Origin of the sequence: uncultured Veillonella sp., from assembly GCF_938010505.1 — a bacterium.
GTDB lineage: Bacteria > Bacillota > Negativicutes > Veillonellales > Veillonellaceae > Veillonella.
The window spans coordinates 1-5,078 of record NZ_CALLVP010000145.1; the positions used below are offsets into that span (position 1 = coordinate 1).

Here is a 5,078-nt window from a genome sequence, read left to right on the forward strand (position 1 = left end):
ATTTCCTATGCACGGATGCGCGAACATCTTGAAAATGAGGGGCGCCCTGTGTTAGTATTATTTGGTACCGGTTATGGTATGACAAAAGAAACGATGGAAAGCTTTGACTATATTTTAGAACCTATATATGGCCATGGTGAATACAATCATTTATCCGTGCGTAGTGCCGTATCAATCATCTTAGATCGGCTGCGGGGCGAAGCATGGTGGAATAAATAGGAGGCGTCTATGTCAGGACATTCTAAATGGGCAAATATTAAACATAAAAAAGGTAAAACCGATGCATTAAAAGCTAAATTGGCTACAAAAATCGGTCGTGAAATTACCGTTGCAGCACGCATGGGTGGTGCAGATCCAACTGGTAATATGCGTTTGAAATTGGCTTTACAAAAAGCTCGTGAAAACAATATTCCTAAGGATAATATTCAACGGGCTATCGATAAAGGTATCGGAGCTACGGACATGAACACATACGAAGAAATCGTATACGAAGGTTATGGCCCTGCAGGCGTTGCCGTTACCGTTGAAGTTATGACAGATAACCGTAACCGTGCTGCTGCAGATGTGCGCCATGCTTTTTCTAAACAAGGTGGTAACCTTGGTGAAAGCGGCTGTGTAGGTTGGATGTTCAAATCTAAAGGCGTATTCGTTATCGATAAAGAAGGTCATGATGAAGACGAAGTAACTATGCTCGCTCTCGAAGCTGGTGCAGAAGATCTTAAGTCTGAAGATGATGTGTTTGAAATTTATACAACACCAGAAGATTTTGATGCTGTAGAAGCAGCGCTTGCTGATGCGGATATCGAAACTGTAGTAGCTAAAATCACAATGATTCCAGATACAACGATTGAATTATCTGGTGATGATGCTGTAAAAATGCAAAAAATGCTTGACGTATTGGATAATCTTGACGATGTACAAAACGTATATCACAACGGTATTTTGCCAGACGACGAAGAATAATAAAAAGGAGCACTCTATGGGTGCTCCTTTTCTATTGGTAAATTAAATTGGAAAATTTTGTAAAAGTTAAGAAAAGTAATAGATTTCTTATATAATTTATATGGAAATTCATGAATTTCGATGTGATATTATGCTATAATAATATAGATTATGTAATGGAGGTAGGCGGTAGCTTATCTCATTTTTAAACTAAGGGGGTTAGGGTGCGCATTATAGGAATTGACCCAGGTACGGCTATATGCGGATACGGCATTATTGACGTGAAGGGCAGCAAACTAACACCAGTAGCCTATGGGGCTATTACAACTCCTAAGGAATTAACTGATTCACAGCGATTGGAAATTCTATTTAATGATCTTAGCGATCTTTTACAGGAATATAAGCCAGATAAGTTTGGTGTAGAGGAATTATTCTTTAACCGTAATGTAACGACAGCCATTAAGGTTGGACAAGCACGAGGTGTCATCTTATTGGCCGCCGAGCAACAGCGTATTCCACTCTATGAATATACGCCGCTACAAATTAAGCAAGCGGTCACTGGTTATGGCAAGGCTGATAAGAATCAGGTCATTTATATGACGATGAATATTTTGGGGATTCGTGAGAAAATCAAGCCCGATGATACAGCAGATGCATTGGCAGTTGCTATCTGTACGGCTCATAGTTCTCACAATGATAGATTGAAGAGGTTGGTATAATGATAGGGTATGTACGGGGCATCGTAACACATCTCTTTAAAGAGTCTTGTTATGTAGATGTACATGGCGTAGGGTATCGCGTATATGTGCCGACCACTACGCGTCAACAATTGATAGAAGGTCGTGAGGTGACGCTATTTACGTATCTTAATGTGCGTGAAGATGCGATGCAGCTCTACGGCTTTTGGACGGAAGAGGAATATGAGTTGTTTATATTGCTCATTTCTGTTTCCGGTATCGGTCCCAAGGTGGGGCTTGGCATTTTGTCAGGCATGACACCAGAGGCTTTTAAATTAGCGGTTATCAATGGACAGGTGCAACAATTAACTAAGTTACCTGGCATTGGCAAGAAGTCTGCGGAGCGACTTGTATTAGAATTAAAGGATAAGATTGCTAAGATGACACATATTTCTGCAGAATTACCTGCGGCTATTCAGCCTATTGGTGCCACTGCTAGTGGTGCTGCAGGGGAGGCTATTGAAGCTCTCGTATCATTAGGATACTCCGAGCGAGATGTGGCTGATATTGTTGAGTCTTTAGATGATGGTAAGCGCGATGTATCTGAGTTGATTAAAGTCAGCTTGATTGAGCTTGGGAAAGGACGATAAGGATGAATGAAGAAGTACGCCTTGTCGGCAATGGCGAGCACGAAGAGGATATATGGCAATATAGCCTTCGACCTAAGTTCTTTAATGAGTATGTAGGGCAAGAAGAGGCTAAAGGCAATCTAAATGTGTATATTCAGGCTGCAAAGCAACGTGGTGAAGCATTGGATCACGTTTTGCTCTATGGGCCTCCAGGTCTTGGTAAGACTACATTAGCAGGGATTATTGCGAATGAATTGGGTGTTAATTTTCGCATAACTTCTGGTCCTGCTATTGAAAAGTCTGGTGATTTGGCTGCGATTTTAACAAATTTAGATGATCATGATGTACTATTTATCGATGAGATTCATCGCTTGTCCCGTAGCGTAGAGGAAGTGTTGTACTCTGCCATGGAGGATTATGCTATTGATATTATCATCGGTAAGGGGCCAAGTGCTCGAACTGTACGCATTGACTTGCCAAAATTTACTTTGGTAGGTGCCACGACTCGAGCGGGTGCTTTGGCGGCACCGTTACGGGACCGATTTGGTATTATTAATCGGTTGGAATATTATAAACAACCAGAGTTAGAATTTATTGTGACTCGAGCCGCAGAAATACTTAATATTGGTATTGTGCCGACTGGGGCAAGCGAAATTGCGCGTCGTTCACGAGGAACACCGCGTATCGCAAACCGTCTGCTTAAACGGGTACGCGATTTTGCACAAGTTATTGGTGATGGGGTTATCACTCAAGAAATTGCAGATGAAGCATTACAACGTTTATATGTAGACAAAATGGGACTTGATCGAATTGATCGACGTGTGTTGGAATGTATTATTGAAAAATATGATGGCGGCCCTGTAGGGATTGATACCATTGCGGCGGCTATCAGCGAAGAGAGAGATACCATCGAAGATGTGTATGAACCATATTTGATGCAATTAGGATTTTTAGGACGCACACCGCGTGGGAGGGTGGCTACTAAATTGGCCTATGAGCATTTAGGTATTTCACAGACAGGGAAATAACAATGAAAACGAAACGATTACAATTGATGATAATGGCCACTTTATTTTTAGGTGTAAACATTGGTGGTGCTTCTGTAGCACATGGAGCGACACTGCAAAATAAAAGTGCAGTGGTAACGAAAAAGCCAACGCCAAAATCAACAGTATCTAATACAACTGTATCGAAAGTAAATACGACAAAGAAATCTAGTTTTCGTCCACTTGCTACTAAACCAGTTGCAAAGCCGGTCACAACAAGTAAAACGGTTTCTAAGTCAACTGCTACATCTACGGTGGCGAAAACTAGTGCAAAACCGGTTAGTGTAGCAAAGCCTGCTACAGCTACAAAGCCGGTAACGACGGCTAAAGCAGTTAGTACAACAAAATCAACTAGTACTGCGAAATCTAGTACTAATGCAACAGCTACGAAATCAGCTACTACAGGTAAAGCTACAACGGCTACAAAACCTGCGGCTTCTGCTACTGCAAAGCCAGCTGCTAAAACTGCAGTTACTGGTAATAAGCCTGTAGCTCAAAAAAGAGCTACCGAAAAAACTGCTACTAAAAAAGTAGTAAAAACAACGGATGTGAATAGGATTCAAGCCAATACAGCAGTTATTACTCGCAACAAAGTGGGCTCCGTAGTGACGCCTGCCACAGAACGCAAAGAAAACATGCCAAATGTACGTGTTCTTCTAGGTAATCGTAGCTCTGATGCTACCGTTATATCTACAGCTAACATAGTTGTGTTGAACAGCGGTAATGGCCAAGTTAGCACAATCAGTGCTAATCGTGGTACATCTATTGGCGTTCGCGGCGGGAAGATTACTGTAAATGGAAAGCCTATTGATAGTGTGGTTACATTGAAGCCTGCAAGTAGTGATGCACCATTCTTGTTCGAAGGTAAAGGTTATCGTGGTGGACTCACATTACGTGCTAATAATGGAACCATGATGGTCATTAACTCTGTGCCACTTGAGGATTACTTGTATGGTGTTGTCCCTCAAGAGGTAGTACCGTCTTGGCCTGCTGCCGCATTAGAGGCACAAGCTGTAGCAGCTCGTACCTATGCTCTTCATACGATGGAACAAAACAAAGGAAAGCTTTATGATGTGAGTAATTCCACGGATCATCAAGTTTATAGTGGTGTGAGTGGCGAATCTCAAGCTACTACAAATGCGGTAAATAAAACTAAAGGCGTAGTTATGCTTTATGACCAACGTCCTATCAATGCTTTATTCCATTCCGATGGCGGTGGTTATACAGAGGATAGTGTAAATGTTTGGGGTAGTGATGTGCCTTACTTGAAAGGGGTAAAAGACTTTAGTACTGGTACATCTACATCGAACTGGACTGTTACTACCTCTCGTCAAGCTCTTGAAAGCAAGCTTAATGCGGCAAGTAAAGGGGTAGGCAAATTGAAGAGCATTCAATTGACTCCTCTTGGTAAACCAGGGCAACAAACATCTGACCGCGGTGTATCTGGTCGCATCAAAAGTGCAACTTTCATAGGCACCTCTGGAAAAACTACTGTAGATGGAGATGCATTGCGTAGCATTTTAGGTTTAAAATCTACACTATTTGATTTCTACGTAAATCATAATCCTGCTAAAGACACGGGTAAGGCATATCATAGCTTTACTGGCAAGAATGATACTGTCTATATTAAAGGCCACGGTTGGGGACATGGTCTTGGTATGTCTCAATGGGGCGCTGCAGAAATGGCAAAGCGTGCTAACCCTGGAGATACAAATTATTACCAAACTATTTTGCGTCACTACTATAGTGGCATTACATTGAAGAAAATGTATTAATAAGGATAA

General features: G+C 41.7%; 6 protein-coding genes. All 6 read left to right on the forward strand.

The annotated features are described in order from the left end of the window. On the forward strand, positions 1-219 hold a 219-nt coding region (locus Q0507_RS09040; RefSeq protein ID WP_298715229.1), incomplete at its 5' end, for an RNA methyltransferase. Between the two features lie 9 nt (positions 220-228). Then, positions 229-963: a YebC/PmpR family DNA-binding transcriptional regulator gene (locus tag Q0507_RS09045; protein WP_298715230.1), complete on the forward strand. Its 735-nt coding sequence runs from the start codon at positions 229-231 to the stop codon at positions 961-963. A 203-nt stretch (positions 964-1,166) separates the two neighbouring features. Next, positions 1,167-1,661 (forward strand): crossover junction endodeoxyribonuclease RuvC, encoded by a 495-nt coding sequence (gene ruvC / locus Q0507_RS09050; protein WP_298715232.1) that lies wholly within the window; start codon positions 1,167-1,169, stop codon positions 1,659-1,661. Further along, a complete protein-coding gene (gene ruvA, locus Q0507_RS09055) occupies positions 1,661-2,269 on the forward strand; it encodes a Holliday junction branch migration protein RuvA (RefSeq protein ID WP_298715234.1) in 609 nt (202 codons plus the stop codon). Before ruvC ends, ruvA begins: the two co-directional genes overlap by 1 nt. A gap of 2 nt (positions 2,270-2,271) precedes the next feature. Continuing rightward, a complete protein-coding gene (gene ruvB, locus Q0507_RS09060) occupies positions 2,272-3,276 on the forward strand; it encodes a Holliday junction branch migration DNA helicase RuvB (RefSeq protein ID WP_295816474.1) in 1,005 nt (334 codons plus the stop codon). 2 nt (positions 3,277-3,278) lie between these two features. Next, positions 3,279-5,069 (forward strand): SpoIID/LytB domain-containing protein, encoded by a 1,791-nt coding sequence (locus Q0507_RS09065; RefSeq protein WP_298715235.1) that lies wholly within the window; start codon positions 3,279-3,281, stop codon positions 5,067-5,069. The last annotated feature ends 9 nt before the right edge of the window (positions 5,070-5,078 follow it).

Coding starts and splice junctions, on each gene's coding strand:
- Q0507_RS09045 (WP_298715230.1), top strand. CDS start 229: ATGTCAGGACATTCTAAATGGGCAAATATTAAACATAAAAAAGGTAAA.
- ruvA (WP_298715234.1), top strand. CDS start 1,661: ATGATAGGGTATGTACGGGGCATCGTAACACATCTCTTTAAAGAGTCT.
- ruvB (WP_295816474.1), top strand. CDS start 2,272: ATGAATGAAGAAGTACGCCTTGTCGGCAATGGCGAGCACGAAGAGGAT.
- Q0507_RS09065 (WP_298715235.1), top strand. CDS start 3,279: ATGAAAACGAAACGATTACAATTGATGATAATGGCCACTTTATTTTTA.